Annotated in this window: 26 protein-coding genes and 3 tRNA genes; 17 read left to right on the top strand and 12 right to left on the bottom strand. The window is 48.9% G+C overall.

Annotation, left to right across the window (positions count from 1 at the left end):
• Nucleotides 1–91: 91 nt before the first annotated feature.
• On the bottom strand, nucleotides 92–394 hold the full coding sequence (locus tag AACQ84_RS16345; protein WP_012305642.1) for an HNH endonuclease: 303 nt from the start codon (nucleotides 392–394) through the stop codon (nucleotides 92–94).
• A 160-nt stretch (nucleotides 395–554) separates the two neighbouring features.
• On the opposite strand from AACQ84_RS16345, the gene AACQ84_RS16340 reads away from it, so the two are divergent.
• Nucleotides 555–1,547 carry a 2-hydroxyacid dehydrogenase gene (locus tag AACQ84_RS16340; RefSeq protein ID WP_012305641.1) on the top strand — a complete coding sequence of 331 codons (993 nt, stop codon included), beginning with the start codon at nucleotides 555–557 and terminating at the stop codon, nucleotides 1,545–1,547.
• Between the two features lie 19 nt (nucleotides 1,548–1,566).
• Here the strand turns inward: AACQ84_RS16340 and AACQ84_RS16335 are convergent, their stop codons facing one another.
• Both AACQ84_RS16335 and AACQ84_RS16330 read right to left on the bottom strand, forming a co-directional pair.
• The gene (locus tag AACQ84_RS16335) at nucleotides 1,567–2,250 is read right to left on the bottom strand and encodes a TVP38/TMEM64 family protein (protein ID WP_200807252.1); all 684 of its coding nucleotides are present in this window, start codon (nucleotides 2,248–2,250) and stop codon (nucleotides 1,567–1,569) included.
• A 207-nt stretch (nucleotides 2,251–2,457) separates the two neighbouring features.
• Entirely contained in the window at nucleotides 2,458–2,853 is a 396-nt protein-coding gene (locus AACQ84_RS16330; protein ID WP_012305639.1) for a hypothetical protein, read from the bottom strand.
• A gap of 21 nt (nucleotides 2,854–2,874) precedes the next feature.
• Between AACQ84_RS16330 and AACQ84_RS16325 the strand changes: the two genes are divergently transcribed.
• The 9 genes from AACQ84_RS16325 to AACQ84_RS16285 all read left to right on the top strand — a co-directional run bounded on the left by AACQ84_RS16325 (nucleotide 2,875) and on the right by AACQ84_RS16285 (nucleotide 13,117).
• Nucleotides 2,875–3,171 carry a hypothetical protein gene (locus AACQ84_RS16325; protein ID WP_156785491.1) on the top strand — a complete coding sequence of 99 codons (297 nt, stop codon included), beginning with the start codon at nucleotides 2,875–2,877 and terminating at the stop codon, nucleotides 3,169–3,171.
• A gap of 251 nt (nucleotides 3,172–3,422) precedes the next feature.
• The gene (locus AACQ84_RS16320; protein ID WP_012305637.1) at nucleotides 3,423–4,028 is read left to right on the top strand and encodes a cysteine dioxygenase family protein; all 606 of its coding nucleotides are present in this window, start codon (nucleotides 3,423–3,425) and stop codon (nucleotides 4,026–4,028) included.
• Nucleotides 4,029–4,049: 21 nt separating this feature from the next.
• Nucleotides 4,050–5,558 carry a sensor histidine kinase gene (locus AACQ84_RS16315; RefSeq protein ID WP_083764506.1) on the top strand — a complete coding sequence of 503 codons (1,509 nt, stop codon included), beginning with the start codon at nucleotides 4,050–4,052 and terminating at the stop codon, nucleotides 5,556–5,558.
• Nucleotides 5,559–5,663: 105 nt separating this feature from the next.
• Complete coding sequence (locus tag AACQ84_RS16310; RefSeq protein ID WP_012305635.1) at nucleotides 5,664–6,335, top strand: response regulator transcription factor; 672 nt, start codon at nucleotides 5,664–5,666, stop codon at nucleotides 6,333–6,335.
• 411 nt (nucleotides 6,336–6,746) lie between these two features.
• Nucleotides 6,747–7,676: a hypothetical protein gene (locus AACQ84_RS16305; RefSeq protein ID WP_012305634.1), complete on the top strand. Its 930-nt coding sequence runs from the start codon at nucleotides 6,747–6,749 to the stop codon at nucleotides 7,674–7,676.
• A gap of 128 nt (nucleotides 7,677–7,804) precedes the next feature.
• Entirely contained in the window at nucleotides 7,805–8,299 is a 495-nt protein-coding gene (locus AACQ84_RS16300; protein ID WP_012305633.1) for a DUF427 domain-containing protein, read from the top strand.
• 49 nt (nucleotides 8,300–8,348) lie between these two features.
• The gene (gene egtB / locus AACQ84_RS16295) at nucleotides 8,349–9,641 is read left to right on the top strand and encodes an ergothioneine biosynthesis protein EgtB (protein ID WP_143589384.1); all 1,293 of its coding nucleotides are present in this window, start codon (nucleotides 8,349–8,351) and stop codon (nucleotides 9,639–9,641) included.
• Nucleotides 9,642–9,688: 47 nt separating this feature from the next.
• On the top strand, nucleotides 9,689–10,657 hold the full coding sequence (egtD, locus tag AACQ84_RS16290) for an L-histidine N(alpha)-methyltransferase (protein WP_012305631.1): 969 nt from the start codon (nucleotides 9,689–9,691) through the stop codon (nucleotides 10,655–10,657).
• A gap of 363 nt (nucleotides 10,658–11,020) precedes the next feature.
• Nucleotides 11,021–13,117, top strand: coding sequence for a diguanylate cyclase domain-containing protein (locus AACQ84_RS16285; protein WP_012305630.1), 2,097 nt, complete (start codon nucleotides 11,021–11,023; stop codon nucleotides 13,115–13,117).
• A 17-nt stretch (nucleotides 13,118–13,134) separates the two neighbouring features.
• Here the strand turns inward: AACQ84_RS16285 and AACQ84_RS16280 are convergent, their stop codons facing one another.
• From AACQ84_RS16280 to atpD, 9 genes are all read right to left on the bottom strand, one after another.
• A complete protein-coding gene (locus AACQ84_RS16280; protein ID WP_012305629.1) occupies nucleotides 13,135–14,058 on the bottom strand; it encodes a F0F1 ATP synthase subunit gamma in 924 nt (307 codons plus the stop codon).
• Between the two features lie 3 nt (nucleotides 14,059–14,061).
• Complete coding sequence (locus AACQ84_RS16275) at nucleotides 14,062–15,600, bottom strand: alternate F1F0 ATPase, F1 subunit alpha (protein ID WP_012305628.1); 1,539 nt, start codon at nucleotides 15,598–15,600, stop codon at nucleotides 14,062–14,064.
• A 30-nt stretch (nucleotides 15,601–15,630) separates the two neighbouring features.
• Complete coding sequence (locus AACQ84_RS16270; protein WP_012305627.1) at nucleotides 15,631–16,383, bottom strand: F0F1 ATP synthase subunit B; 753 nt, start codon at nucleotides 16,381–16,383, stop codon at nucleotides 15,631–15,633.
• Between the two features lie 2 nt (nucleotides 16,384–16,385).
• Nucleotides 16,386–16,661 carry a F0F1 ATP synthase subunit C gene (locus tag AACQ84_RS16265; RefSeq protein ID WP_012305626.1) on the bottom strand — a complete coding sequence of 92 codons (276 nt, stop codon included), beginning with the start codon at nucleotides 16,659–16,661 and terminating at the stop codon, nucleotides 16,386–16,388.
• Nucleotides 16,658–17,359: a F0F1 ATP synthase subunit A gene (locus AACQ84_RS16260; RefSeq protein WP_012305625.1), complete on the bottom strand. Its 702-nt coding sequence runs from the start codon at nucleotides 17,357–17,359 to the stop codon at nucleotides 16,658–16,660. The genes AACQ84_RS16265 and AACQ84_RS16260 overlap by 4 nt, the downstream gene beginning before the upstream one ends.
• A gap of 7 nt (nucleotides 17,360–17,366) precedes the next feature.
• Nucleotides 17,367–17,678, bottom strand: a complete 312-nt coding sequence (locus tag AACQ84_RS16255; RefSeq protein ID WP_012305624.1) for an ATP synthase subunit I — start codon at nucleotides 17,676–17,678, stop codon at nucleotides 17,367–17,369.
• A 115-nt stretch (nucleotides 17,679–17,793) separates the two neighbouring features.
• Nucleotides 17,794–18,093: an AtpZ/AtpI family protein gene (locus tag AACQ84_RS16250; protein ID WP_012305623.1), complete on the bottom strand. Its 300-nt coding sequence runs from the start codon at nucleotides 18,091–18,093 to the stop codon at nucleotides 17,794–17,796.
• Nucleotides 18,090–18,461 carry a F0F1 ATP synthase subunit epsilon gene (locus AACQ84_RS16245; RefSeq protein ID WP_012305622.1) on the bottom strand — a complete coding sequence of 124 codons (372 nt, stop codon included), beginning with the start codon at nucleotides 18,459–18,461 and terminating at the stop codon, nucleotides 18,090–18,092. The genes AACQ84_RS16250 and AACQ84_RS16245 overlap by 4 nt, the downstream gene beginning before the upstream one ends.
• Nucleotides 18,462–18,486: 25 nt before the next feature.
• The gene (gene atpD / locus AACQ84_RS16240; protein WP_012305621.1) at nucleotides 18,487–19,884 is read right to left on the bottom strand and encodes a F0F1 ATP synthase subunit beta; all 1,398 of its coding nucleotides are present in this window, start codon (nucleotides 19,882–19,884) and stop codon (nucleotides 18,487–18,489) included.
• A gap of 255 nt (nucleotides 19,885–20,139) precedes the next feature.
• Here atpD and AACQ84_RS16235 point away from each other — a divergent pair, with 255 nt between their 5' ends.
• The 7 genes from AACQ84_RS16235 to AACQ84_RS16205 all read left to right on the top strand — a co-directional run bounded on the left by AACQ84_RS16235 (nucleotide 20,140) and on the right by AACQ84_RS16205 (nucleotide 25,096).
• Entirely contained in the window at nucleotides 20,140–21,057 is a 918-nt protein-coding gene (locus AACQ84_RS16235; RefSeq protein WP_012305620.1) for a phosphate/phosphite/phosphonate ABC transporter substrate-binding protein, read from the top strand.
• Nucleotides 21,057–21,893 (top strand): phosphonate ABC transporter, permease protein PhnE, encoded by an 837-nt coding sequence (phnE, locus tag AACQ84_RS16230; RefSeq protein ID WP_012305619.1) that lies wholly within the window; start codon nucleotides 21,057–21,059, stop codon nucleotides 21,891–21,893. Before AACQ84_RS16235 ends, phnE begins: the two co-directional genes overlap by 1 nt.
• A 258-nt stretch (nucleotides 21,894–22,151) precedes the next feature.
• Complete coding sequence (gene phnC, locus AACQ84_RS16225) at nucleotides 22,152–22,883, top strand: phosphonate ABC transporter ATP-binding protein (protein ID WP_012305618.1); 732 nt, start codon at nucleotides 22,152–22,154, stop codon at nucleotides 22,881–22,883.
• A gap of 152 nt (nucleotides 22,884–23,035) precedes the next feature.
• A tRNA-OTHER gene (locus AACQ84_RS16220) sits at nucleotides 23,036–23,162 on the top strand.
• Between the two features lie 21 nt (nucleotides 23,163–23,183).
• Nucleotides 23,184–23,290: transfer RNA gene (locus AACQ84_RS16215), tRNA-OTHER, on the top strand.
• A gap of 25 nt (nucleotides 23,291–23,315) precedes the next feature.
• Nucleotides 23,316–23,438, top strand: a tRNA-OTHER gene (locus AACQ84_RS16210).
• Between the two features lie 56 nt (nucleotides 23,439–23,494).
• A complete protein-coding gene (locus AACQ84_RS16205) occupies nucleotides 23,495–25,096 on the top strand; it encodes a TROVE domain-containing protein (protein WP_012305617.1) in 1,602 nt (533 codons plus the stop codon).
• Nucleotides 25,097–25,120 lie beyond the last annotated feature (24 nt).

Here is a 25,120-nt window from a genome sequence, read left to right as displayed (position 1 = left end):
AGACATTTCCCACAGACCACATCAAATTACAGCAATTGATCTAGCTGAAAGTTTAACCCACTTCCCCCCAGACCCAGAAGACCAGAGGCGCTTAAGCTTCCCCGAACAAACTCAACTGACCGAGGGGGAGGGAGCCGTAGCGGCGTTGGTGTTGGCGTAAATGACAGGCCGAGCAAAGAGCGATGAGATTTTCCCGACGATTGTCTTCGGGGATGTAATTTTTGTGGTGGACGCTTAAGGTTAAAACAGCCCGCAGGTGACGATCAATGCCTTTGACCTTCACATCCGACGGAATACAAACCAAGCCACAGAGTTCACAGCGCCAGTCTGCATCCTCTTTTACTTGTAAGGCGATCGCCTGCCAATCATCAGAATATCGAGAAGAATGTTTCATCTAAACCTAGCGCCGCAAGATAATCCTGAAATCGCTACAGTATTAAAAAATTCTGGCCAACATCACAGCCAATACTGTCTGTTTTGTGACCTATTTCGTGATTCTAACCCTAATTATTAAGAAATCACCAAAAAAACCATCTCCATTACCCCAAAGCACCATGAAAATCGCCTTCTTTAGCAGCAAGCCCTACGATCAAGTCTCCTTTAACAAGACCAACCAACGTTTTCACCATGAACTGGTCTTCCTCGAACCACGCCTCACCCCCGATACCGTTAGCCTCGCCGCTGGTTTTCCGGCCATTTGTGCATTTATCAATGACGACCTAGGAGAAGCTGTCCTCAAACAACTCGCCCACAACGGCACCCAATACATTGCCCTACGCTGTGCCGGGTTTAACAATATCAACCTTGAGGTCGCCCGCAAATTAGGCTTGACCGTTGTCCGAGTGCCTGCCTACTCCCCCTATGCCGTGGCCGAACATGCCGTGGGACTGATTTTGATGCTCAACCGCAAACTCTATCGCGCCTACAACCGTGTCCGGGACGATAATTTTGCCCTTAATGGCCTCCTGGGTTTCGATCTCCACGGTAAAACAGTCGGGATTATTGGCACCGGAAAAATTGGCGAATGCTTTGCCAAAATTATGCAAGGGTTTGGCTGTCGTTTACTGGCCCACGATCCCCAAGAAAATTCTGTCTGTTTAGATTTGGGTGTCCAATACACAGATTTACCAGATCTGCTCACCCAAGCCGATGTGATTTCCCTCCACTGTCCCCTAGTGCCCGACACCTATCACCTAATTAACACCAACTCCCTCGCCCAGATCAAACCCGGTGCCATGCTGATTAATACCAGTCGGGGGGGCTTAATTGATACCAGGGCCGTTATCGAGGCACTGAAAACAGGTCAGTTGGGTTATTTTGGCACCGATGTCTACGAAGAAGAAGAAAATCTCTTTTTTGAAGATCTATCGGATACAGTGATTCAAGATGATACGTTTCAGTTATTACAATCTTTTCCGAATGTAGTGATCACTGCCCACCAAGCCTTTTTCACCCAGGAAGCCTTGGGAAATATTGCAACGACGACCTTAGATAATTTACAGGCACTGGAGAAAGGCAAAGCTTGCACGAATCAGTTATGTCCCTAGAAACTGCGCCAAGAATAGCTCACTTCAAATCAGTCACGGTTTTGTTTAGGGCTTGTCTGGCGATTTTGGTGACATAGACAGTCACAGCAACAGTAGCCACAAAACCAAGAATCCGGATCGACCACTGGGCAATGGGGTTGGCGCTGGTGCTTTCTGTGCCGAGGGTCGCAAGATTTCCGGCCAGGGAGCCAATGTAGACATACATGATGGTGCCAGGGATCATCCCCACAGAGCCGAGGACATAGTCTTTTAGGGAAACGCCCGTGACCCCATAGGCATAGTTAAGCAGATTAAAGGGAAATACAGGTGAGAGACGCGTCAGGAGAACAATCTTCAGGCCTTCCTTGCCCACAGCTTCGTCGATGGCGCGAAATTTCGGGTTGTCGGCGATTTTTTGGCTCACCCATTGGCGGGCCAGATAACGACCCACTAGGAAAGCAGCGATCGCTCCTAGGGTTGCGCCAACAAAGACGTAAATTGATCCTAAAGCGACACCAAAAACAACCCCGGCTCCCAAGGTCAGAATCGACCCCGGTAGAAAAGCCACCGTCGCCACCACATAAAGCACCATAAAGGCGATCGCCCCTAGGGCACCCAGACTATCGATCCATTGCAAGCCCTGGAGTAACCAAGCCTGGGGATCAAATCCCGTGCCAAAAAGCCCCTGGACAAAAGTTGATGTTGAACTGGCCGCCGTTGCCATGCCCGCGAAAAATGTTGAGAGTGCAACCACTTCTAAAAGCATACTTACCCCGAATGCACCCAAGGCTAAACCCGTAAAGCTTTTCCAACAAGGTAATTTTTTTGGTTGCCGTTGATGCCTAATTTTTTGATTGGTGTCACCCTTTAAGTTAGCAGGTTTCATCAAATTCCCCTCAAGTTAATCATTCTTTTTATCCGGCGATCGCCTCTAATCCACCGTCCAGAGGGTGTCTGCATCCCGCAACAAAAACAGCGTGCAACAAGCAGCCAGCATCGGTAAGGCCGCAAAGAAGAGGAGGTTATTGAAAGGATCAAGATATTGCCGAAAGGAAGCAAAAGTTGACCCGGCATGGAGCAGCAACACCAAAAAATAACAACGATTTTTTTGGAACCCCGTCACGAAACCCAACACAATGGCCAGTTGCACAATACCGATGAGAAAAATCACCCCGTTGCTGAGGCCAGAAATCAGATAAAAATTCTCGAAAACGGCCCTGGCGTGGTCTGGGTTAAAAAATTTATCCAACGTCCAGACAAACATCACAATAAAAATACTGAGCCGTAAGAGCAATAACGACAACGCAAGACGCGACACCTGTTTCATAATTTTTTTCGTAAACTCATAATGTTTTCAGCAGCGATCGCCAGCAAATATTTTTATTCCGCTTCATTGGCCTTCGCGGCACAGGGATTTGCCTTAGAAGCGCAAGGATTTTCTTTTGCCGCACAAGGATTGGTTTTAGAAGCACAGGGGTTTTCCTTCGCCGCACAAGGGTTTGCTTTAGAGGCACAGGGATCGGCTGTTTCTGTTTTACTCGCACAGGGATTTTTAAACAGTCCAGCGCAAGGGTTTTTGACACCGGAACAGCCGGCGATCGCCCCCAGACTTAGCAAAGAGATTGATACGAGGGTGGCAGCATAGCGAATTTTCATGGTCATTCTCCTGAAATTAATTAGATTGCTGAGTTAAAACCAAAGCTTTGCCGTGGTTCTTGAGCTTGATTAAATCGGCTAAACATGAGGCGCAGATGAGGGGAAACTAGAGAAAACTTAAAAATATTGAGCAATAAAATGTCGAGCAATCTTCAGGAAAAATTCAGACTGCCATCAGCGATCACTCAGGCAAAAATGTCATTGTAGAAAAACAAGCCGTCCCATCTTTTGCATGAATTTATGGCCCCACAAACTTGGTTTATTGATCGCGGCGGCACCCAGGAGCTTTGGCCAGCCACTGAGTTCCCGACATCGAAAACACAACCCTATCGGCTTTATCGTTTCCTGACAGATTTGGAAGATCTGCTAAACCGTGAGCCAGGCGATCGCCAACGTTTACAGGCCCTATACCCTTTAGTGCAGCGTTTGTTGCAGAGTTCAGAATGGCTGCAACTGATCCCCATTGCGCCAGATCCAGACACAGGTTGGGCTGTGGAAATTTTGTATGATGAACCAGATTTTCCGCTCACAGTGCAGCTTGTGGCCTGGGAACCCCGACGGGTCTCGCCGATCCATAACCATGGTTGTTGGGGCTTGGTCGCTCTATTGCAAGGCCAGGAAGAAAATCAATTTTGGCGGCGATCGCCTGGAGATTCGACCCAGTTAGTGGAGGCTGGGAGCTTAGTATTAAATCCTGGGGATTTGGTTTGTTTAATGCCAGACGCGATCCATCGGGTGAAAACATTGGGCACGACGCCAACCATTAGCTTTAATGTGTATGGGGAGACCGACTATGACCAGCGCTTTGAATTTGATCTCGACCAGGACAGGGCAACAAATTTTTAATCTTTTTTCCGGTAGTAAGCGATGGGGCTAAAAAAACTAAAAAAGGCGATCGCCAAACGCTTGAAATTAGACCATTGGCATTTTTCGACGAGTTCTCTGCAATTTCGCCTCACCTTTGAGCTGGCTGGTTTATCGATCTGTGGCCTCGGCATCGTTGCCATTTGGGCGGGCTGGCAGATGGAACAAAACCTCGTGGCAGCCCACAAACAAACCCTAGATTACATTGCCTCGCGATTCCCGGAACAGTTAGAACTGTATAGCGAAATGGAACCCGTGGAAACCAGTCTGGTACGCACTCTCCAGCGGGTGACGACTGCTGATGTTATGGCTTGGGTGAAAGATCCTGACGGTCAACTGGTGACCCAATCAACGGCGACGGCTGATTTTGTCGCCCAAGTGCCCGATCTGATGACCTTTGAGCAAGGGGCAATGCCCCCCCAAATTGTGCGCGTAGGCGATCGCCAAATTGTTCTTTGTATTAGTCCTTTAGCGATCGCGGGGGAACCCGTAGGCCAACTGTATTTATCCCAGGACATCACCGCCGATCTGCAAAAACTCTATGTCAGTTTGTGGCGGCTGCGCCTGGTCAGTGGAGCAACGCTTATTTTATTAATCGCCGCGATCATACACCGCATTCAAAAAGTCACCCAACCCCTCGCCCAAATGAGTAACATGGCCCAGGCGATTTCTGCGGATGAGCTCCAAGGGGCAAAGTTAGAACTCCAGCAAGCGCCCGATGAAATTTTAGGTTTGGCCCAGGTATTTAACGAAATGTTGTCCCGGTTATCGAGTGCCTGGGACAACCAACGGCAGTTTGTGGGCAATGTTTCCCACGAACTTCGTACTCCCCTGACGATTATCGAAGGTTATCTCCAGAGTCTCCTACGTCGCGGCGATGGCCTCAGTGAATATCAACAACAGGCGATCGCCACCGCTGCCACCGAAACAACCCACACCATTCAAATGCTCCAAGATTTGTTGGATTTGGCCAGGGCCGACGGGGGCCATTTATATTTCCGCACCCAGCCCGTCATGCTCAATACATTTCTCGAAGAAGTCAGCGCCATGGGTCAACAGATCAACCAACGCCCCATTCACCTCAAAACGCCCCCAGAAGATGTGGTGATTCGCGCCGATCAAGACCGACTGCAACAGGTGATGTTAAATCTAATTGATAATGCCCTAAAGTATTCTGCCCCTGACCAAGCCATTGAAATTTGCCTCGAAACCGCTTCACCAATGGCCCTAATCCACATCATTGATCAGGGTATTGGCATTGCCTTAGCCCACCAAGCTCGCATTTTTGAACGATTTTATCGGGTGGATGAAACCATGACCCGCTCCCGGGATGGCACAGGGTTAGGCTTGGCGATCGCCAAAAGTCTCATCGAAGGCATGGGTGGCAAAATTAGCCTCCGTTCCCAGCCCCACCAAGGCAGTTGCTTTACCCTAAAGCTTCCCCTGTGGGATATTCAGTCCGTCTCCACAAGCCACAACTCCGAGCAGGATGGACTACGCCGCCATGGTTAAACCCCAAGCATTTCTCCTTTACAAAGACGTTGATCATTGAGTTTTCTGCAAATATGCACCACCACATCTTTATTAATTTTCCTTACCAACGACCACCCACTGACCATGAAACCCCATATTTTACTGGCCGAAGATGACCAAAACCTCGCTCAATTCGTTGCCTCCGAATTACGCCTAGAAGGTTATTTGATCACCGTTGCCCACAACGGCATCGATAGTCTAAATTTAATCCGAGAAAATACCTATGACCTATTGATTTTCGATTGGCTCATGCCGGGCTTGTCGGGGCTAGATCTCTGCTTGCGACTCCGCTCTAGTGGCATCGAAACGCCGATTCTTCTGTTGACCGCAAAAGATGAAATTTCTGATCGGGTCTCTGGGTTAAATGCCGGGGCCGATGATTATGTCACAAAGCCCTTTAGCATTGAAGAACTACTGGCCCGTGTCAATGCCCATCTCCGCCGCGCTCGCCGGGAAGTGGTTGACCAATTAGAATTCGAGGATCTTTCTCTCAATGGCATTACCCGCGAAGTTTACCGCGATCGCCAACTGATCCAGCTCACCGCCAAGGAATTTGATTTGTTAGAGTTACTCCTGCGCCACCCACGGCAAGTCTTAACCCGCGAGCAGATCCTCGAAAAAGTTTGGGGCTATGACTTTATGGGAGAATCCAACGTGATCGAAGTCTACATTCGGGCTTTACGACTGAAGCTCGAAGCAACCAATCCGAAGCGATTGATCCATACGGTACGCAGTGTGGGCTATGTCTTAAAATAAATTTCAAAGCAATTTTGAGCACATGAAACTAAAGTGCAATAAAGCTTATTTAGTTGTCACTATTTTTCTCGCTAAAATAGTTTTTATTTAGACAAAATTTTAGTGGACTTAAACCGTAAATTATCACAAATTTTTCTTGATTTTCTTCTGATTATTTCACAATTGCCAAGAGAGATCAACAGATTTAATTTACAACTAAAAAGATATTCAAAAAAGATTTAATAATAGCTTTTATCGCAACCATCTCAACCCAAAGATAAACTATTCAGGCAGTAAATCCAGTAAAAGTTGTGTAGTCACCATCATAACCAGAGACTTTCTAAGGGTTTTCTTAGAATTAATTTTTGTTGAGGTAAGTCTCTCTTGATCTGAGAAACAAATAGATTAGAAAAAAGTTAAACTCTCTGGATTATGACGTTCAAAAAATTTGTTGCCACAGCCCTAATAGCGAGCGGTATGCTGGTGTCCTTGAGCAGTTGCGGTACTAATGAAGACAGCAACACCGAGAATACGCCACAAGTTGAAACTTCAGAAGTCGAAGTGACAGAAGAAACAACAGCGATCGCCCCTGGCATGACTCCCTTCGATTTCCCGACAGTGGGCATCACAGCCGAAGCCGGAGATTATGTACTGACCCCCACAAACAGGATGTGGACAAATGCCATAACCTCAGAAAACCCGGCGAACGAAACCTACATTTACTATTCTGCACAGATGTCCGCACCAGGGGAAGTTGAATCAGATATTGACTCAACCTTTGACGGGATTGTCACAATGCCGAACGCGATGATTATCCCGATTCCAAAAGGGCAAACAGCGCAAAAAGGCGACATCGTCCTGACCTGGTGGCAAACTGGCTCCGGGATGCAACGCGCAATCGTTGTGGATGATGCAAACCCCCAAGAACCCGTGGTTATGTATTTGGATTTGGCGTATGACAATCCGGCAACAGACCAAGACAGCGGTAAATCTATCGGTGCAACGGAATATCCACTTGCGCCCGATTCCTTCGTAAAGATTACCGACCCTTGGCAAGAAGGCAATATGATTGCGGCCAATGATGGCGAAAGATGGAATTCTGTGCAAATCGTCAAAGTTGCGGGCGAAAAAGTCTTGACCCTGGGTTTTGCGGGCAGAATGAAGGTTTATGACAAAGCAGATTGTAAACCTGTACCGCTCGTCCCCGATGTAGAGGCAGGGGATACAGTGCAAGCGGTTTTTGGGGCTTCATTTGGCGAATACACCGTGGCAAGGGTGGACAGAGAAATCGGTCGTGTCTTCGTAGAACAGTCTGGCTCCGAGAAGGCGATTCCCTATGGACAAGTGACCCCAAGCTTATAGTGGTGCATTGAAATTTCGGACAACACCCCTCGGAAAACCTCTCAGACTTGAATTTCCAAGCCAAAACAGCACACACTAGAAGGCGATCGCCTTTGGCGGGATAATTTTTCGAGAGGAAAGATGTTTTCATGCGCCCAATTCCAATTCAGCCTGAACCCCACCAAGAATCCGTCTGGGACTATCCCCGTCCTGCCCGCCTAGAAGACACGGCAAAACATCTCATCGTTATCTGTAATCAGATCACCATTGCCGAGACCACTGGGGGAAAACGGGTGCTCGAAACCAGCCATCCACCAAGCTATTATTTTCCCGCCGCCGCCGTCCAATGCCAGTACCTCGTGCCCAACCGCCAACGGGGAATCTGTGAATGGAAAGGTCGCTACGAATACTACGATGTGGTGGTGGGCGATCGCCGTCTTGAAGCTGCTGCCTGGCGCTTTTTTCAACCGACCCCGGCCTTCCAAGACATTGAAAATTTCTACGGCTTTAGTGCCAAGGGAATGGATGCCTGCTACGTTAATGGAGAAAAAGTCACCCCCCAAGCGGGTAATTTTTATGGCGGTTGGATTACCGCTGATATTGTCGGCCCCTTTAAAGGAGGAGTGGGCACATGGGGTTGGTAAACGCCTCTTCTAAAATTACTTTTACTTTACCCGCATGATCACATCGCCCATGTTTGCTTCACTCCTTGAAAACTATCAAAAAACGCGATCGCTCACTCTTAAACTGGCCGAGCCACTCGCCCCAGAAGATCAGGTTGTTCAGCCTGTGCCCTACGTGAGCCCCCCTAAATGGCACCTCGCCCATACCACTTGGTTCTTTGAAACTTTTGTCCTCCAAAAAAACCTTAAAGATTACCAAGCTCATCATCCCCAATATGCCTATCTTTTCAATAGTTACTATGAACAGGCTGGAGAAAGATGGGGGCGATCGCAACGGGGTTTTTTATCACGGCCAACGGTCGCTGAAATTATCGAATACCGTCATGCTGTTGATCAATCTCTCGAAACATTATTACTGGATATCGAAGCGTTTGATTTGCCTGAACAGGAACAAATCTACGAAACAATTACCCTCGGTATCCACCACGAACAGCAACACCAAGAACTATTGTTATACGACTTAAAATATATTCTCGGTCATAATCCTTTGTTTCCGGCCTATGTAACCAAATCTCCTTTGGAGACCCAACAAACACCCCATACATCAACATCAAATCCACCACAACATTATTTAGAAATTCCTGAAGGTATCTATAAAATTGGCCATCAAGGTGACTCATTTTATTTTGATAATGAACGGGGGAGACATCAAGTTTTTTTGCATCAGTACCGCATCCTCGACCGTCTAATTACTTGCGGTGAATACCGAGAATTTATCGAATCTGGCGGCTATCAAAATCCCCAATATTGGCTCATGGAAGGTTGGGAATGGATCCAGACAGAAAACCTCACAGCTCCCCTATATTGGCACTTGGATCAGAGCCTAGAGCAGCAAGGTTGGTGCCACTACACATTGCATGGTTATGAAGCCCTCTATTGGGACGCTCCCGTCACCCACATTAGTTTCTACGAAGCGGATGCCTTTGCCCGGTGGGCCGGAAAACGTCTACCCACGGAATTCGAGTGGGAAGTGGCTTGCAATTTATCCGAACCTGAGATTCCTCAAACTGCTAATTTTTTGAATTCTCAGCAACTGCATCCCCAACCACGAACACAACACAGTCAACAATTTTATGGGGATGTTTGGGAATGGACCAGTAGTCCCTATTGTCCCTATCCGTACTATGAAATTCCGGCGGGTGCCCTAGGGGAATATAACGGTAAATTTATGGTGAATCAGATGGTACTCCGGGGTGGTTCCTGTGCGACCTTAAGGGAACATATCCGACCCACATACCGTAACTTTTTTCACCCACAAATGCGTTGGCAATTTTCCGGTTTACGCCTTGCGGAACATTGCTAAACCACAGGAATTTTGCCGTTTTTTTATTTTTATTAATTCAAAATGTTATGCCCAGTCAAAATTTAACCCTTAATTCCTTTGCTTTAGATGTCCACCGGGGCTTATCTCACTATCCTAAAAGTTTACCTTGTAAATATTTTTATGATGCCCAAGGTGATGCTTTATTTCAGCAAATTATGACCTTAGATGAATATTATTTAACCCGTTGTGAGCGGGAAATCTTTTTAACCCAAAAGCAACATATCCTAGACTTATTTTATGGCGATCGCCAACCGTTTACCCTGGTAGAATTAGGTGCTGGGGATGGTTCAAAAACCAAGATTTTACTTGATTACTTTCTAAGTCAAGCTGTTGATTTTATCTATGCCCCCGTCGATATTTCTGAAAATATTCTGACTCATTTAACAGAGACCATTCAGGCTGATTTACCCAATCTAACCATCGCCCCAATTCAAGGAGATTATTTTCATACCGATTTTCTGGATCATGATTTAAGTCGGCGCAAGATTTTATTATTCTTAGGTTCAACCATTGGTAATCTTTCAGACCAAGAAACCGCTGATTTTCTGCAAAATATTACCCGCAATCTTGATCCAGGCGACTTGATCATGTTTGGTTTTGACCTGATGAAAGATCCCCAAATTATCCTCAAAGCCTACGACGATAGCCAGGGAGTGACCCGTGCTTTTAACCTCAATTTACTCGAACGAATTAATCGAGAACTAGAGGGTGATTTTCAACTGGATCATTTTCAACATTGCCCCATTTATCATCCCCTCACCGGCGAGGCACAAAGTTATCTCGTTAGTACCTGTACCCAAACCGTTACTCTCAATAAACTGTCCCAGAGTTATATTTTTGAGGCATGGGAGGCGATTCACATGGAAACCTCCCGGAAATATTCCCGCAAGCAGATTAAGGAACTGGCGGAGCAGCATCACTTTCGGGTACTACATACTTTTTCAGATCAACAAAAATATTATGTAAATTCCGTTTGGCAGAAATTAGCAGATTAATTTAGTCATGCAAAATTTAAGATTTTTCATACTTCTCATGGGACAAAATTTACTGAGATTTTTTTACATTGATTATCAATTGAGAAGACATTTTTAATGATAATCATTTCCACGACATTATTGGAAACTTAGTTCACTACGGTGATTTCCGCAGAAATTCTTCAAGGAATTTTAAGACTAGGTCTTTTGGCGATCGCCTCGATATTTTTCTAGCAACAATCAATCCGATGCAGGCCAGAGCAAACAGAAAAATAAACACTTAGCTATCCAGTAAGCCATATAATTAATGTCTGTTAGCGTTGCTTTCGTTTTGGCATTGATTTTAAAAGTTCCATTCCACGGCACAGGGAGACCTTTTTCAGGGTGAAGGCTCGAACAAAATTATTATGGCGCAGTGTTGCTCTGACATTAGCTTATGCAGGGATCGGCCTCAGCACAAGTTATCTCGCCCAGGGTTTAAGTCTATCTTTTCCCTTCTGGCCTGCGGCGAGCTTGGCGATCGCCATTGTTTTGGCCCATGGATACCGTTACCTACCGGCGATCGCTCTGGGGTCTGTACTAGTCGATGGGGTTTTAAGCGATTGGCATCTGCCTTTAGCGCTGACTTTAGCGGCTGGATCGACTTTGCAAATAGCCCTCGCAGCTTGGTGTGGCCGTCGCATCTCTGGGGTTACTCCCGCCCTGCGTCATCCCAAGGAAATTTTGCCTTTCTTGATTGTAATGGGGCCAGTTTGTAGTCTCCTGGGCAGTAGTGTGGGAGCCTACGCTCAATATTTTTTTGGGGAAATCACCGCTAGCCAAATTCCTTTTTCTGCCTTTACCTGGTGGGCTGGCGATGTTTTGGGAATCATTGTGTTTACCCCAGCAACTTTGATGTTTCTCCCCACGATGCAGTATCAGTGGCAGGGACGTCGCACAAAGGTACTTTTTCCGTCTCTCCTGTTGATGATTATGGCGGCGATCGCCTACGACCAAATTTACGCCTTTGAAACACAACGGATTCGCCTAGAGTTACAAGAATGTGCCCAAAATATGGCGTACCAATTCGAGAAAAATCTAACCCGCCATACCGAAGCCCTCCAAGGTGTTGAAAGTTTTATCCTCTCTAGCGAAACCGTTACAGCCAGCGAATTTCGCACCTTTACCCGCCACAGTTTAGAGCGCCTGCCGGGTTTATCTGCCCTCTCTTGGAATCCATTGGTCCTTGATGCAGAACGCCAAGCCTTCGAGGCCCAGCAACGGCTCGATCCCTTGATACCAGACGATTTTCAAATTACTGAACGGCTCCCCAATGGCGAACTAATTCCGGCCCAAAAACGGCCTTCCTACGCGGTCGTGCAGTTTATCGAACCCTTTAATGAAAAACATCGAATCGTCCAAGGCTTTGATATTCAATCGGATCCCCAACGGGCAGCGGCAGTTATCAACAGCATGGAAACCGGCCAAGCCTATGCCACAGAACCCCTGACCTTGCTCCAAGACACCAATGGACAACGGAGTATCCTCGTGCTGCTACCGGTCAATTCACAAGGAGAATCGGTGCGGGGGTTTGCGGTGGGTGTTTACCGCTTGGATAATCTCTTGGCGGAAGTTTTTTCAGTCGGCACCTGCGCCCAGCAACAAAATTTACGGGTGGCCTTGCTCTACACTACAGAATCGGGTCAGACCCTTAATCTTGACCAGTTAGATCCACCCAATCCAACGGCGCACCGCAAAGCGGATCTCGGAGAGATCGCCACCACCGAAACCGAGCCCATTACTGTACCCATTCGTTACTGGGGGCGCACTTGGCAACTCCAAATTCAGCCCACTGAAGCTTTAATTTGGGCTAAAAAATCCTACACACCTCAGTTGGTCTTAACCATTGCCCTTATTTTGTTATTATTCAACGAATCTTTCCTGTTATTGGTCACCGCCGAGGAATTAGCCGAGCGTCGCCAAGCAGTCATCAATAGCTACCAGGCCAGCCATGATCCGTTGACGGATTTGTTAAATCGGCGGGCCTTTTTTGCCACCTTAGAACAAGCCCGGAGTGAAGCAAATTCTGGTTTAGCCAGCCATGTATTGCTGTTTTGCGACCTGGATCATTTCAAGCCCGTCAATGACACCGTCGGTCACAATGCTGGCGATGTCCTCCTGCGGGATATTGCCCATTTACTTGCCCAACAGGTCCGCGCTGAAGACCAAGTTGCCCGGGTCGGGGGTGACGAATTTGCCCTGCTATTGCGGAATTGCACCCTAGAAAATGGTCTTTCCATTGCAGAGGCGATCGTCAGCGTTCTCAAAAACTACACGTTTACTTGGCAACAAGAAATCTTTCAGATCACGATCAGCATTGGTTTAATTTTGCTCACGTCAGAATCGGCTCCTTTGCCTTCCGTGGATGATTTGATGGCCCAGGCAGATCAGGCTTGTTACCGCGCCAAACGCAGTGGACGTAATCAAGTTTGTGTGGGTTAGATGTTTGGGTGTTGTTACTAACGGGTACGGTTGGGGTTGAGGGCTTCAAACCCAGAAACGATGTCTAAGAGTTCTTCGGTAATGGAATTTTGTCGTTGCTGACGATAGTTGGCCTGGAGATCACCCAGTCGCTCTTCGATATTTTTTTCGGCAGCTTGCATGGATGCAAGGCGAGCTGCATTTTCACTGGCGAGGGATTCTACGGCGGCACGGTACAGGCTTAAAAAAAGGTATTGGCGGACAACACCCGAAAAAGTAGGTGCCCAGGGGCCATTGAGGAGGGGGAAGGCGGTGGATTGCCAGGGGCGATCGCCCATTTCCCGGAGCCATTGACGGTCTAGGGGTAATAGTTGTCGGGTGACGGGCTGGTAAAGGGTCTTGGATTGGGATTGATGATAGATCAAGAGAATCTGGCGAACGGGTGATGTTTCGGCCTCGAAATACCATTGATCAATCAAGGCGAGGAGGTTTTGGATCAAGCGGGGCGTTCCTGCGAGGGAATTGGGCAGTCGGAAGGTTGTGTGGTGGGGGTGATTTAAAGACTGTAAATAGGGCAAAAGGCGATCGCCGACGGTAGCCAAAGCATAATCAGCAGTTGTCAGATGCCGTTGTTGGCAAGCTTGCAGAGCATAGGTGGCAAGCTGTTCGTTAAATTGACCACACAGACCATGGTTAGAGCCAAACAAAATCAACCCCACTTTTCCCTGTTGGGCATTGCTAACCAAGGGCAACGGCTGATCAAGATCGGTTTCTGCAAAACGCCGATGCTGGAGCAGGGCTTGAAAACCTAGGTCGAGGCTGTGGTTGTAATCTTGGAGAGCCGTGCGGGCCTGTTCATATTGCCGAATGCTAACCATGGCCAAGGCTTTCATGGTGCGGACAACGGCCCGGAGATCTTCGATACTGTTGATGGTGTTGCGCAGGGATTCGAGGGTGTGCATTGCTTAGGTTTTGATGGCGGCTTGGAGGGTTTCCAAAAGGAGGGTTTGATCGGCCTCGGTGAGGGGATGGGAATATTGAATGCGTTCCACAAGGTCGGGTAATTCTTGGGCGATCGCCTGGGCTAATTTTTGTTCTACCGTTGAGATTTCTTCTAGGGCCACGTGGTCTAATAAACCTTGGGTGACGGCGATCAAAATGGCAATTTGGGCTGCCGCCGTCAGGAGTTGACTTTGGTTTTGTTTGAGCACCTCCCGGATGCGTTTCCCCCGTTGGAGAGTTTGTTTGGTTTGTTCATCCAGTTGCGTCCCAAACCGGGCAAATACTTCGACCTCTTGGAATTGGGCATAGGCGAGGCGCAGCGCCCCAGAAACAGCTTGGTAGGCGGCCAGTTGGGTTTTCCCACCAACCCGGGACACGGATTTACCCACATCCACCGCTGGGAAAATACTCTTTTGAAATAGCTCTGGTGAGAGATAAATTTGGCCATCGGTAATGGAAATTAAATTGGTGGGGATATAGGCCGAAAGATTTTGGGCTTGGGTTTCGATAATCGGCAAAGCAGTCAGGGAGCCGCCCCCCAAAGCTTCTGCCAGATGGGTTGCCCGTTCCAAAAGCCGCGAATGGAGGTAAAAAATGTCCCCAGGATAGGCCTCGCGCCCCGGTGGTCGTCGCAACAAAAGGGAGAGTTCACGGTAGGTGCGGGCGTGGTGGGTCAAGTCATCATAAACGATCAGCACATCGCGCCCCTGTTCCATAAAATATTCCGCCATCGTCGTCGCGCCATAGGGGGTAATGTATTGCAGTCCGAGGGGATCCTGGCCCGCCGCCACAATCACGATGGTGTAATCCATGGCCCCCTGTTCCCGGAGGGTCGCAATCACCTTGGCGATCGCCGCTGACCGTTGACCGATGGCACAGTAGAGACAAATCACATCCTGGTCTTTTTGGTTGAGGATCGTATCGATGGCGATGGTGGTTTTTCCTGTCTGGCGATCGCCAATGATCAGTTCCCGCTGTCCCCGACCAATGGGAATCAGGGCATCTACCACTTTCAGCCCTGTCTGCAAAGGCACCGTTACCGGGGCGCGGTCCAAAATTGCGGCGGCCTCCCGTTCGACGGGTTTCCATTCCACCGCTTTGAGGGCACCTCGACCATCCAAAGGTTGCCCCAGCACGGTTAACACCCGCCCCAGCAGCACTTCTCCCACGGGCACATCCATCACCCTTTCGGTGCGATAGACCTCATCCCCTGCCTGGAGGGCGTGGCTATCTCCTAGCAAAATTACGCCCACTTCATCGGGATCGAGGTTAAAGGCAATCCCCAGCAGCGGTTCACCCCCAGCACTGGAGCGCGAAAAATAAACCAATTCATCGGCTTGGACGTTGGGCAACCCCTTCACTCTGGCGATGCCGGGCCGGACAGATTCCACAACCCCCGTTTCCCGGAATGTCAGTTGGGCCGGAAAGGTTGCCAGGGTTTGCTGAATTTGCTGTAAGGCTTCTGTGTAAGTGCCTTGGAGAGATTGGGCCAGGGGTTCCATGGTGAGCAGTGGGTCAAAAAATTCAGGGTATTAACGAGTGGCGATCGCCAGGGTTTGTTCGAGTTGATCGAGATAGGGATCAAGACCCCAAACGATTTCTTGGCCAGCCAGTTTCAGTTCAATGCCACAGCCCAACTCCGGCACCGTGACAAAATGAATAGGCGTTCCGTCAAGCTCTAAAGTAGTAGCAAGACTTTGTTTGATTTGCGCTTGGTGGGTCACATCCAGGGGGAACGCTGTCCGGATAAAGACAGCTTCTGGTGGGGTTTCTAAATGATTGATCTGTTGCCGTTGGGCCGGAGAAAGGTGTTGCAGTTGTTCACAAAAACGCGCCACCACCTGTTGTTCGAGAGTGGCATTCGCCAAATCCCGGAGGGCTTGCCGGGCGATCGCCACCACCTGTTGGCTGACCTGTTGCCGGAGCGTATGGAAAAAAGCCCTCTGTTCCTGGTGCAGATCCGCTTCCCAAGCTTCCCGTTGCGCTTGGATATCCTCACGCAGGGTTAGTAATTGCCGTTGTCGCTCCTCATCTGCTGCTGCCCGCGCTGCCGCCAAAAATGAAGCCCGTTGCGCTTGGAGTGACTGTTGTTCTTGATGATATTGTTCTAGGGCTTGGTGGGCCTGGGCTTGGAGATCCGTGGCCGTTTGCCATTGTTCGGCGAGTTGGGCCTGACGCTTGGCCATCACCTGCAAAATGGGCTTGTACAAAAACCAGCGCAACAACCCCAGCAAAATGACAAAGTTGAGGATTTGGGCAAACACCGTAAACCAGTCAATTAACACCGTTAACCCCCCTGGTTGAGAAAATAGTTCCAGAATGGATTGACAAACAGCAAAATCATCGACACCACCAAGCAATAAATCGCCGTTGATTCCACCATCGCGAGGCCCACAAATAGAGTGCGGGTAATCATATTGGCCTTGTCAGGTTGTTGGGCGATCGCCCCCAAAGCCCTGGCTACGGCCATGCCTTCCCCTAGGGCCGGGCCAATGGAACCAATGGCAATGGTAATACCAGCGGTCACCATCGCCACCGAGCCGATTAATGCGAGATCACTCATGAATTTTCCTCCATCGAAATACTTTGTTTTTTCTCCTGCACCGTCGCGGCAGAAGCAATGTAAACCAAGGCTAAAATCGCAAACACATAGGCTTGAATGACCCCAAATACAAGTCCCAATAAATTCATCGCCACAGGTACAAATAACGGGACAAGGGCTAATAAAATTGCCGCCAAAAGGTTTCCACTCATAATATTGCCAAAAAGACGCACGGCCAGGGCTAAAGTTCGGGAAAATTCACCAATGATTTGAAAGGGCAACATAATCGGCGTCGGCTGGAGATAACTTTTGAGATACCCTAAAATTCCCCGCTGACGGATTCCGTAGATCGGCACCGCAATAAATACGGCGATCGCCAAAGCAGTGGTGGTTGAAAGGGAGCCAGTGGGAGCTTGATAACCGGGAACTACAGTTAATAAGTTAGCCGTTAAAATGAATAAAAATAAAGTACCCACAAAAGCAAGATAGGGTTCCGGTTCCTGTTGGGTGACTTCTGCAATGTGTTGATAAATGCCATCAACAACTATTTCTAAAAAATTTTGCCAAGGGGGTAGTTTGGGACGCACCACTAATTTTTTCGTTACCCAAGCTGCTCCTATTACTAATAGGGCCATGGTGAGCCATGTGTAAACTAAAGTGGCATTAATTACCACAAACTGATATTGATAGAAAATGATGTTATCCGGTGTAATTTGCATCCTACATTTATTCCTCCAGCAACAGTTCCGATAATGAAGTTTGTGGCCGCCAACGATTGATTAAAATCGTTCGTGCTAACAAAAAACCCGCGAGAGCAATTAGTACTCGTTCCCAATGGCCACCAATCATAAAATATAAGGCTGTCATAGCAAGGATTAAGCGCACCACACCGCTGGTAATTATTAGTAATACTGGATGTTGAGAACGAGTTAATTGTTTAACGGTAAACCACAGTGCCGTGAAGTAAAATAATCCCAACCCAAAGCCGAGGGGAAAAACAAATAAATTAGGTGTTACTTTTTCTAAAAATAAATTCATTGTGATTTTAATTGAGTTTTTAAATTCGTTTTTTAATCGGGTTTAGATTAGCGATTGGATTAGGCGATCGCCTTTTATTTTTTATCTTTTGCATGAACAGTTAAATAATTAAACTTCATCGATTTTGCTCCCGTTGAATCCATAACCAAGCATTCCAGCAGCCGAGAATAATCCCCAGAAATAGGCCCGTTAACGTCCAGGAATAGGGACTCGGAAAGCGGCGGTCTAGCCAAATCCCCAGAAAGATCCCCAGTAGGGTCGGCCCCATCACCGACCAACCCACCATCCCAAAAACCCCAAATCCTAGCCACAAACTGCGATCGCCTTCCCGTTTGGCCTGGAGTTTTTGTTGGGATTTTTGCTGGATCTGCCGTTCAAAATCTTCCCGGTGGCGATCGCCTTCTGGTGTGGTCATAAAGCACCTCCCAAATCGATAAAGTCCCGCACAATGCTACTTTCTAGGCGCGCCAACATGCTCCGTGCCCGTTCTTCTTGTTCATCTAACTGGGTAAATTGCGCTTGCACTGCTTGCTGTAAATCATCGAGATTATCCCCTCGCACCGCATTGCGCACCGACATCCAAACAGCAGCTGCCTGTTTCACTAAAATGCCTTCATCAATGGCCAGACAATGTTCTTCTCCCGTGCTGGTCTCAAAGATTAAGAGTCCCGCTGGCAAGACCGCCACATAATCTACATGGTTCGGCAGCAAACAAAATCCACCCCCATCACCTTCTGCCGTGATTTTTGTACTGGCTGATCCACCAGCAAATCCGTCAAACACAGTACTTTGAGATCCATCCGGGCAATCATGGCCGCTGCACCTCCCCAATGGCACCGATCATATAAAGAGCACTTTCGGGCACATCAGCAAATTCATCGTTTAAAATCCGCTCACAGCCCGTTAAAGCCGCCTCTAAACTAACCACTCGTCCTGCTTTGTTAGTGAACTGTTCCGTTGAGAAAAAAGGCTGGGTGAGAAATCGCTCTAACCGACGGGCGCGGTACACAATGGCGCGATCGCCCGCTGCGAGTTCCGCCATCCCCAACATCGCAATCATGTCCTTAAGTTCTTCGTAGGTGGCGAGGGTCTGACGCACCGCCAGGGCAATTTCGTAGTGACGCCGACCGGCGATCGCGGGCATCAACATTTTGGAACTCGAACGCAGGGGATCGACGGCTGGATAAAACCCCTCACTGGCCCGCTTGCGCGATAACACAATGGATGCCGATAAATGGCCAAAGGTATGTACGGCAGCCGGATCGGTAAAATCATCAGCGGGCACATACACCGCCTGCACCGAGGTGATCGCCCCATTTTTTGTGCTGGTAATCCGTTCTTCGAGGGCGGCTAATTCCGTCGCTAAAGTAGGTTGGTAGCCCACCCGCGAGGGCAGCTCTCCCATTAGACCCGAAACCTCCTGGCCAGCTTGAATAAAGCGGAAAATATTGTCAATCAAGAGCAACACATCCTGGCGGGCTTCATCCCGGAAATATTCGGCGATAGTCAAGGCAGCATGGCCTACCCGAAACCTGGCTCCCGGTGGTTCATTCATCTGACCAAACAGTAACACCGTCTGGTCTAGTACCCCCGTCGCCTGCATTTCCCGATAGAGTTCCTCAGCTTCTCGGTTCCGTTCACCGATACCGCAAAATAGACTAATCCCCTGGTGCTGACTGACCATGTTGTGGATCATCTCGGTAATTAAGACCGTTTTGCCGACCCCTGCCCCCCCGAAGAGGCCTGCTTTTCCACCCCGTTCGATGGGGGCGAGGACATCAATTACTTTGATCCCTGTTTCCAGGATTTCTGCTTGGGTTGATTGTTGGACGAGGGGAATAGCGGCTTGGTGAATTGAGCGATGCTTAACTGCAGTTAGGGGTTTGCCTTGATCGATCGCCTCACCAAAGACATTAAACATACGTCCGAGTAAGGCGCGGCCCACGGGCATTTTGAGGGGATGGCCGGTATCCGTCACGGTGGCTCCCCGGGCGAGGCCGGAGGTGGGGGTCAGGGCAATGCCCCGGACAAGGGTGGCGTTTAGGTGGGCGACGACTTCGATAATGATTTGACCTTTTTCTCCGGCATTGAGTTGATGGAGATAGCTGGGTAGCCGTTGGGGAAAACACACATCAACGACACTGCCGCGCACGGAAACCACTTTCCCAATGTTTGTGGTTGTTGGCGGCTGGTGGGTCGATGGCATGGGGAGCGATAAATTAAAGCGATCGCCTTTTGGGAGGCTTTTTATCACTCTAGCGAAGATCCCTAGGGCCGCCACAAATGTGGAGAATTGCAAACATCAGATCATGCTTCAGAACGTCATAAATCAGGGAAATCAACAAATTTTTAAGGTATTTTTCATTTTTCTCAAATCATTTTCGCTATGCTGAACGTAGCTGGGTCTAAATCAAGGTTTAGGCTTTGTTGATCAAATTTTGATGGAAGCATAATCAGGCAAATGCAACGGATCAGAAAGTGGAAAAATATCTTGATCGGGACTGTGGGTGTCCTGTTAGTGGGCTGTGCCTCGGCCAATAACCAGTCTGATCCTGGGCCAGAAAGTACAACGACCCTCGATAGCATTTCCTTTGGTGTTGGCCCCTATTTCCCAACGCCCAACGAGAACCGCCAACAATTCGAGCCTTTCTTTGATGCCCTCGCCGCTGAACTGGATCTCCCCGGAGATGTCACCGTTACCGAAGATTGGATTGGCATTTCTGAAGCGTTACGTTCTGGCACCTTAGATGTGGCTTGGTTGGGGCCTTGGGGTTACGTTTTGGCGCACCATAATGATCCTTCCCTAGAGGCGATCGCCACCGTAAAATACCAGGACGAACCGGTTTACTACAGCGTTTTGATTGCCCGCGCCGATGCCCCCTTTGACACCCTCGAAGAGGCGATCGCCCTCAGTCAGCAGGGCGAAAAACTGAAACTTAGCTTGGCCGATGTCGGTTCCACATCCGGTTGGTTGATTCCCCAGGCAGAATTTAAACGACGCAACATCGACCCAGAAGTTATTTTTGACTATAGCGAAGGAGCGAGCCATGCCGCCCAGGTGATTGGTGTGAGCACGGGCCAGATCGACATTGCTTCCGATTACAACCGTAATCTCGATGTGATGATTGCTGAAGGACGCATTCAGGCTGACGAAATTAAAATCATTTGGCAGTCTGAACCTTTACCCAACGATCCCATTGTGGTGCGGGGCAATTTTCCAGAAGCCTACAAAAAACAACTCCAACAAAAATTAGTTAATCTCACTCCCGCCGAGGCCACTGCCCTTTTACCAGAGAACTACACCGGTTTTGTCGCTTCCGATGGCAGCAATTATCAGCCCATCGAAGCAGCAGGTCTTGCCCTAGAGGTATTGGAGTAGTGACCCTCTTGCAGCAACCCGCCAAAGCAAGCGATTTTGCCCAAATCCTCCGACAGGAACGACGCCGCCGATATAGTTTGTGGCGATTACTCAGGTCTGGTTTTTGGGGAGTCCTGGGAGTAGCGATCCTGGTCATGGCCGTGCGCACCGCCGAGATTGATCCCCAACAGTTTTGGCAGCGCTTACCAACGGTGGGGCAGTGGCTGCAGCAATTATTTCCGCCGGATTTTTCGGAGTTGCCCAATTTTCTGGTGGCGATCTGGGAAACGTTGGCGATCGCCATTGTCGGCACAGGGGCGGCGATGCTGGTGGCCTTACCCCTCGCCCTGTGCGTGGCCCGCAATACAACCCCAAATCGCTGGTTAGCCACGGGTTTACGGAGTTTTTTAAATTTACTGCGGGGCATTGATACCGCGATCTTTGCTCTCTTTTTTGTGTCAATTGTCGGCCTTGGCCCCTTTGCTGGGGTGTTGGGGGTCGCCTGTCACACGGCAGGTTCCATGGCCAAACTCTACGGTGAAGTGCTCGAATCAATTCCCCCTGAACCCATCGAAGCTATTGAAGTCACCGGGAGCGATCGCCTGCGCACCTTTGCCTTTGCGGTATTTCCCGAAGCATTACCGGGTTTGGTAGGCATTAGTCTCTACCTCTGGGAGTTTAACGTGCGTTCCTCCGTAATCCTCGGCATTGTCGGGGCCGGCGGCATTGGCTACGAATTGCTGGTTAGCCTGAAGCTACTCGACTTTCCCCGCTTGGCCACAATTTTGATCTTGATTTTGATTATGGTGAGTTTAATTGATGCCTTGAGTGCCTATTTACGCCGTCGCTTACAGTAGTCTTTATGGCCTTACAAAGAAAGATTTTCGCTTAATTTGATGTAATTACTCTCAATTCACTAATTTTTTCCGTTTTATCATTTTATTTGAGGTATTTTCGCTGTTTTTTTTCGAATATCAATAGCCATGAACAAAATTTCGCCCTCATTACTCCGTCCGATGGTGCAGATCAAGGGCGATCGCCGCACTGAAAAATTCACTTTTACATTTACCTCACAACTAACGTTGGGTTAAAAAATTCATTTTCAAAAAAATTCTATGCTGCAGGTTCACCAACTCACAAAAGCCTATTCCCACGGTCAATTCAGCCTCCAGGACATTAGCTTTACCATCGAGCCCCATAGCTTTACTGTTCTCCTTGGCTCCAGTGGTGCGGGCAAAACAAGCCTGCTGCGCTGCTTGCCCCAGTTGGTGTCCCTTGATGCTGGCCAAGTTTATTTTCAAGGTCTCGATCTAACCACCGCATCACCCCGACAGTTACGCCAAGCCAGGCAAAAAATGGCGATGATTGCCCAACAATTTAACTTGGTGCGACGCCGCACGGCCCTCGAAAATTGCCTGGGCGGACGGTTACCAGAATTACCTCTCTGGCGATGTTTACTGGGGCGCTTTCCTGAAGCGATGCTCTGTGAAGCTTTAGCCGCCCTAGAACGAGTACAGCTCCTCGATGTTGCTTTTCAACGGGCTGACCAACTATCTGGGGGACAAAAACAACGGGTGGCGATCGCCCGCGCCCTGACCCAAAAAGCCCAACTGCTCCTGGCTGACGAACCCATTGCGAGCCTTGATCCAGAAACTGCGGCATTGGTGCTACAACTGCTGCGCTCCCTCTGTGACGAAAAACGCCTCACTGTGATTTGTAGCCTCCATCAGGTTCATCTCGCCAAACGCTACGGCGATCGCATTTTAGGGATGCGTGCAGGTCAGATTATTTTGGATGTGCCCACCACGGCCTTTAACGACGACATCGCCAATGCTATCTATCAATAAATCTTTGATGCTCTATTTTTAGAAAGTTGGGGGAAGACCATAACTTTTATCAGCCCCCCTAATCCCAAAGCCCGATATCGTAACCATTTCAGGTGATTTAACTCCCATTGGAATCGGGGGAGCAGTAGCCCATACATTAAAAGCAACGCAATGAACGGATAGTTTAATGGCAAAACACCAATCTTCCCTGATTCATTTATTTATCCGTAAGGGTCGCTGAATTTAGGGTTATCGCCTGTTAAGCGGGAGATGGAGGTTCGATTCCTCCTCCGTTCGCCACGATCTTTTCCTAAATAACTTGGGCAGGTAGCTCAGTTGGTAGAGCAGATTCTTGCTGCACTTTTTTTACCCCAACGGGTCGCTGCATCAAGATTATCGGGTCGAAAGTTCAAGTCTTTCCCTGTCCACCCATTTAGAAAAATGGCAAACCTGGAGACGGTAGCTCAATGGTAGAGCGCAATATTTGCCCTTAGGGGCCGCAGGACTAAAGGTTATCGCTATGGACGAATCTCCCTTTTGTCCGCCGAGATGCGGGTTCGATTCCGGCTCGTCTCCCTTCCCCGCATGGGGTTTTGATCTAAAGTTGTTATCCCGCGAGGGACGGAGTTGTCATGTCATATCAATTTTTTACAGCCCGTGGCCAAACGCCCCAATCGCAGCTAATTCCGGGTCGAGCGACAGAAATGGTGCAGGGGCGAGCCGGTGGTTATCACTTCGATCCGGGGATTTGGGTCATGTTACGGCGCTGTTTATTAATTGGTACCGCCCAAAATACTTTTTATGCCGATAAGCACGAGTTGACGGGTGAGTTTACCCAGGTTGTGCAGCAGTGCGTGGTGGCGGATCCAGCCCGGGTCGCCCAGGAAATTGTCTATACCAGTGACGGGCGATCGCTCAACAATAGCGCCCCTTTATATGCATTAACGCTGTTATCCATGGGGGAAACCCCAGCAGCGAAACAGGCATTTATGAAAATCTTTCCCCAGGTGGTGCGCACCGGGAGCCATTTCTATGAATGGTTAAGCTATACCAAGGCCCTGCGCGGGTTCGGAAAAGTGGTGCGTGAGTGTGGTAAAGGTTGGCTCAGTCAGGACGATGTGCAAGCCTTGGCCTACCAACTGCTGAAGTATCAACAACGGTACGGGTTTAGCCACCGGGATGCGTTGCGTTTATTCCACGTTAAACCCCCAAGTGTCGAGCATCAAACCTTGTATAACTGGGTCATTAACGGTTGGGAGCAGTTACCGAAACAGCCCCCTGCAACTGCCCTTGAACAAATTTGGTGGTACGAATGGCTAAAGCGCAACCCCGATCAAACGAAAAAGGCGATCGCCCAAGGCCACCTTACCCACGAAATGGTCGCCCCCATTGGTCAAATGGATGAGCAGACCTGGAAACTGTTGATGCTAGAGATGCCCATTGGTGCCCTGTTACGGAACCTGGGTTCCCTAACCGAAATTGGGGTATTGCGGGTCAACCGCCAGAAAAACCTCAAGCACGTGGCGATGGTTTTAAACGATAAACAACGCTTGCGCAAAGGTCGCATCCATCCCATTGACATCCTCAAAGCCCTAAAAACCTATCAATCTGGGGGTCGATTGGGGCGCAGCCAAAAAACCTGGGAACCTGTACCCCGCATTATCGACGTCCTCGAAAAAGCCCTGGAGATGTCCTTTGAAACGGTGCCTGCCACCGGGAAAACGTTTCTCCATGCGGTGGATGTGTCGGGGTCGATGTCCTATTACTCTGTGGGTTCTGTCCATTTAACCTGTGCCGAAATTGCCGCAACCATGGCCCTGGTCACCGCAAAAGCCGAGAAAAATTATGCCATTCGTGGCTTTTCTACCGCGTTTAAAGATCTAGGCATTACCGCCAGCGATAGTTTCCGCACGGCCTTACAAAAAACGAGTGATCAAAATTTCGGCGGCACCGATGCTTCCTCTGTCTACAAATGGGCGCTAAAACATCGCTTTCATGCCGATGTAATTTGCTTCTGGACAGATTGCGAATCCTGGGCGGGCACGCAACCCTGCCAAAAACTGGCGGAATATCGCCGCAAAGTAAACCCCAACGTCAAGGCCATTTATGTGACCCTGGCCCCCTACAAATTGAGTTTAGTTGATCCAAAAGATCCTTTGTCATGGGATTTAGGAGGGTTTGATCCGACGATGCCACGCTTGATCCAAATGATTGCCCAGGATGATTTGGCATAGCAAATTATTTCTTTTTTCAGGGAG

Source organism: Picosynechococcus sp. PCC 7002 (genome assembly GCF_963860125.1).
In the GTDB taxonomy this organism is placed as follows: Bacteria; Cyanobacteriota; Cyanobacteriia; order Cyanobacteriales; family MRBY01; genus MRBY01.
Note: the sequence above shows the minus strand (reverse complement) of the source record. Positions and strands in the feature narration are given on the sequence as shown.

Bases quoted from the DNA above. Each gene is read 5' to 3' on its own strand.
- AACQ84_RS16205 (WP_012305617.1), top strand. From the start codon at position 23,495: ATGTCATATCAATTTTTTACAGCCCGTGGCCAAACGCCCCAATCGCAG.
- AACQ84_RS16315 (WP_083764506.1), top strand. From the start codon at position 4,050: ATGGGGCTAAAAAAACTAAAAAAGGCGATCGCCAAACGCTTGAAATTA.
- AACQ84_RS16340 (WP_012305641.1), top strand. From the start codon at position 555: ATGAAAATCGCCTTCTTTAGCAGCAAGCCCTACGATCAAGTCTCCTTT.
- AACQ84_RS16310 (WP_012305635.1), top strand. From the start codon at position 5,664: ATGAAACCCCATATTTTACTGGCCGAAGATGACCAAAACCTCGCTCAA.
- AACQ84_RS16260 (WP_012305625.1), bottom strand. From the start codon at position 17,359: ATGCAAATTACACCGGATAACATCATTTTCTATCAATATCAGTTTGTG.
- AACQ84_RS16325 (WP_156785491.1), top strand. From the start codon at position 2,875: ATGTTTTCAGCAGCGATCGCCAGCAAATATTTTTATTCCGCTTCATTG.
- AACQ84_RS16255 (WP_012305624.1), bottom strand. From the start codon at position 17,678: ATGAATTTATTTTTAGAAAAAGTAACACCTAATTTATTTGTTTTTCCC.
- AACQ84_RS16345 (WP_012305642.1), bottom strand. From the start codon at position 394: ATGAAACATTCTTCTCGATATTCTGATGATTGGCAGGCGATCGCCTTA.
- AACQ84_RS16335 (WP_200807252.1), bottom strand. From the start codon at position 2,250: ATGGCAACGGCGGCCAGTTCAACATCAACTTTTGTCCAGGGGCTTTTT.
- AACQ84_RS16320 (WP_012305637.1), top strand. From the start codon at position 3,423: ATGGCCCCACAAACTTGGTTTATTGATCGCGGCGGCACCCAGGAGCTT.
- AACQ84_RS16265 (WP_012305626.1), bottom strand. From the start codon at position 16,661: ATGAGTGATCTCGCATTAATCGGCTCGGTGGCGATGGTGACCGCTGGT.
- atpD (WP_012305621.1), bottom strand. From the start codon at position 19,884: ATGCCATCGACCCACCAGCCGCCAACAACCACAAACATTGGGAAAGTG.
- AACQ84_RS16275 (WP_012305628.1), bottom strand. From the start codon at position 15,600: ATGGAACCCCTGGCCCAATCTCTCCAAGGCACTTACACAGAAGCCTTA.
- AACQ84_RS16235 (WP_012305620.1), top strand. From the start codon at position 20,140: ATGCAACGGATCAGAAAGTGGAAAAATATCTTGATCGGGACTGTGGGT.
- phnC (WP_012305618.1), top strand. From the start codon at position 22,152: ATGCTGCAGGTTCACCAACTCACAAAAGCCTATTCCCACGGTCAATTC.
- egtB (WP_143589384.1), top strand. From the start codon at position 8,349: ATGTTTGCTTCACTCCTTGAAAACTATCAAAAAACGCGATCGCTCACT.
- AACQ84_RS16330 (WP_012305639.1), bottom strand. From the start codon at position 2,853: ATGAAACAGGTGTCGCGTCTTGCGTTGTCGTTATTGCTCTTACGGCTC.
- AACQ84_RS16305 (WP_012305634.1), top strand. From the start codon at position 6,747: ATGACGTTCAAAAAATTTGTTGCCACAGCCCTAATAGCGAGCGGTATG.
- AACQ84_RS16250 (WP_012305623.1), bottom strand. From the start codon at position 18,093: ATGACCACACCAGAAGGCGATCGCCACCGGGAAGATTTTGAACGGCAG.
- AACQ84_RS16300 (WP_012305633.1), top strand. From the start codon at position 7,805: ATGCGCCCAATTCCAATTCAGCCTGAACCCCACCAAGAATCCGTCTGG.
- AACQ84_RS16280 (WP_012305629.1), bottom strand. From the start codon at position 14,058: ATGCACACCCTCGAATCCCTGCGCAACACCATCAACAGTATCGAAGAT.
- egtD (WP_012305631.1), top strand. From the start codon at position 9,689: ATGCCCAGTCAAAATTTAACCCTTAATTCCTTTGCTTTAGATGTCCAC.